General features: G+C 36.5%; 2 protein-coding genes, 1 tRNA gene and 1 pseudogene. All 4 read right to left on the bottom strand.

Features of this window, described 5'->3' with window-relative positions:
• Nucleotides 1–190: 190 nt before the first annotated feature.
• A complete protein-coding gene (gene dnaJ / locus OZD61_RS00755; RefSeq protein ID WP_274979481.1) occupies nucleotides 191–1,324 on the bottom strand; it encodes a molecular chaperone DnaJ in 1,134 nt (377 codons plus the stop codon).
• A gap of 82 nt (nucleotides 1,325–1,406) precedes the next feature.
• A tRNA-Arg gene (locus OZD61_RS00750) sits at nucleotides 1,407–1,484 on the bottom strand.
• A gap of 66 nt (nucleotides 1,485–1,550) precedes the next feature.
• The gene (locus OZD61_RS00745; protein ID WP_274979480.1) at nucleotides 1,551–2,492 is read right to left on the bottom strand and encodes a hypothetical protein; all 942 of its coding nucleotides are present in this window, start codon (nucleotides 2,490–2,492) and stop codon (nucleotides 1,551–1,553) included.
• Nucleotides 2,493–2,713: 221 nt separating this feature from the next.
• A pseudogene (locus tag OZD61_RS00740) lies at nucleotides 2,714–2,976 on the bottom strand (hypothetical protein); the annotation flags it as partial.

Below are 2,976 nucleotides of genomic sequence, written 5' to 3'. Positions count from 1 at the left end.
CACCAGCTTGCAAATGATTGTCCTTTCCTTCATTTCTCTCCTATTACGAAGATTTTAAACAGGTTCTAAGCCACTTTAGCTATAAGGAGCTAAGAAGTTTCTGTTGGCTAATTATTGTTAAGCCTACTGGCCTTTCCATTAATAAGATCAAAGAATTGCAGGATTAAGTATAAACAGTTACCCCTTTATGTCATTTAGCAGATTTCTTATTTTTTTTTACTTTACTAAAAAACCCTTCAGATTGCTGTTGTACACTTGCATTTTCCTCTTCTTCAAGCGCTTTTAATAGTTCAATTTGTTTTTTAGTTAAATTTTTTGGATTTAAAGTCTCAACTATTACCTGTACGTATAAATCACCACGAGCATGTGAGTTCATATATGGCATACCCTTTTCCCTACAACGTAGTTTGGTACCAGTTTGAGTGCCTTCAGGGACCTTTACTTTTATTTTAGCTCCATCAATTGATTGAATATCGATTTCACCACCAAGCACTGCTAGTGTCATTCTTATAGGCACTTTACAGTGTAAATCTGCTTTATTTCTAGCAAAGATTTTATGGAAAATTATTTTCACGTATACGTATAAATCTCCACTTTTTCCACCTTTTGTTCCAGCTTCTCCTTTACCACTTATCCTTACCTTAGCTCCTTCTTCTATGCCTTTTGGAATTGAAACGGATATATTTACTTCATCTCTTCTACGTCCACCTCCACCACATTTCTTACATTTGTTTTGTATTATTTCTCCTTCCCCATAGCATGTAGTACATGTTCTTTCGATGGTAAAAAAGCCTTGTTGAGTTCTAATCCTACCGCTTCCCTGGCATGTGTGGCACTGAACTGGTTTAATTGCTCCTTCGCCACCTGTGCCTTGGCATGTATCACATTTTACATTTGTCACATAATGTATAGGCGCTTGTATTCCTTTAAATGCATCTTCTAAGGTAATTTCAAGATCATAACGTAGGTCTGCTCCAGATACTCCTGTTGTACTTCTTTTTGCTCTCGATCTACTTGCACCACCACCGAATCCTCCACCAAAGAAGTCATTGAATATGTCGCTAAAATCTCCTGCAGAGCTAAAGCCTTGAAATCCACCAGAAGCACCTTCGTGGCCATAACGGTCATAGCCTGCCCTTTTCTCAGAGTCAGACAGAACTTCATATGCAGCTGTTACTTCTTTAAATTTTTCCTCTGCTTCTTGATTGCCAGGATTTCTATCAGGATGATATTTTAATGCTAATTTTTTATACGCTTTTTTTATCTCATCAATACTGGCATTTCTGCCTACTTCCAACAGATCATAGTAGTCTTTTTTGCTCATATATAATAGTTTAGTGCTTAACCTTTAAAGATAGGTATTACATATATTAATTTCAAGTGTGACTTCTGTTTCCTATAAAATGTGGTGCACCCTGAGCGACTTGAACGCCCGACCTTTTGATCCGTAGTCAAATGCTCTAATCCAACTGAGCTAAGGGTGCTTTCACAAAGTTAACTTTAGCAGGTTTTGTAGCTTGATTCAATTAATTTGGCTAAAAATAAAACTGTTAATTTTTATCACGCGTGAACCCCTTACAATTCCCAAACTTCTGTTGCAAATAAGGATTATCAAATGCATTTTGAGGAGGAGCAGTTGGAGTAGTATTAGGATCTTGAGGAAAGTAAGGAGGTGGTGCATCATAACGAGAAGAATCTCCATAACCATGCCCTTGTCTAGGACAGCTATCTACCGCTCCTTTAGCTTTCTCGATATTTTCTGATTCTTCCTCATGCTTCATATGAAAAGCTAAACCACCGGCAAAACATACGAGAGAATTAACGCCAAGGATAGCTAAACCCCACGCTGGTAAGACTGGGTAAACAGCACAAGCTACCAAAGCTGCCAAAGAAACAACGCCAACCGCAAATTCTATATTTCTGAACGTTTTAAATTTACTATCCAGGTAATCTATTTTTTCTTCTTTTCTAGCCACTTTTCTGCTGCTGTTATACCAAAAACACATACCAGCATGGAAAGCAACACACACAACTGCAGCTACTATACCCAAAGCTAATAGCTTTCTACTGTCTTCTGATTCTTTTTTATTCTCTTTTCTCCCTTGATGAGTGGTATTACCATTGTTAATATTCGTTATATTATTAACCGTAGTGTGACCACGTCCACCGAATAAAGAATCCATCCAGCATTGTAATAGCAAATAATCCCAAAAGTCTAAACCTCTATTGTGTACATGTATATGTGTAATCTGAGAGCCTGTAGGTTGTGCGTTATTCCCTGCGTTATATTGATCATTTCTGCTTCCTGTATCGTGCCTATTGCTTGAATTTGGATGTGTAAATTTTTCATACGCATTTTTAAAATTCTCCTCACTCCAATTTGTGGTATTTTGCGTATTACAAAATTGTAAAAACTCTTTAACATCACTGTTACTACCAGATTTCTTTATATAGGCTAACGCATACCTTTTTAAAACACTATAACTTGCCACTATAAATACCCTCTTAAGTCAAGATTAAATTAATAAATACTTACTTATTATAGCAAGATAACATCTACTTGTCAACTTGAGCCTGATTCAAGTATCCGTTCAGAGTGTGGCAGAAGAACTTATTCAAATAAAGTAGGTGGTAAAATATAAACATTTTATAAAGTGAAAAATGGACTTTTCAGACCACTGCCGAGCTAAAAAAGCCCTGAAAACCGTGATACTTAGGCCACTTCTTGCTTAAGCTGTACAATTTCAGCTTGAGAAGGGCCAGTAGATTCAGCTATTAAATTAACAGATACACCAGCTTTAAGTAAATTTTTTGCAACTTCGATTTTTCCTTTCTCTGTACCTTCCTCAAGTTTGTATTCAAGAATGGCTTCTTCTTTCCGCAGATCCATTATTCTTTCTTCATATGCTACTAAATCTTTTTCATTCCAGCTAAACCTGTCTAATTCATCGTAGGCTAACTTTATTATTGGTGCTT

Origin of the sequence: Wolbachia endosymbiont of Drosophila bocki, assembly GCF_028982005.1 — a bacterium.
Lineage (GTDB): Bacteria > Pseudomonadota > Alphaproteobacteria > Rickettsiales > Anaplasmataceae > Wolbachia > Wolbachia pipientis.
Note: the sequence above shows the minus strand (reverse complement) of the source record. Positions and strands in the feature narration are given on the sequence as shown.

Coding starts and splice junctions, on each gene's coding strand:
- dnaJ (WP_274979481.1), bottom strand. CDS start 1,324: ATGAGCAAAAAAGACTACTATGATCTGTTGGAAGTAGGCAGAAATGCC.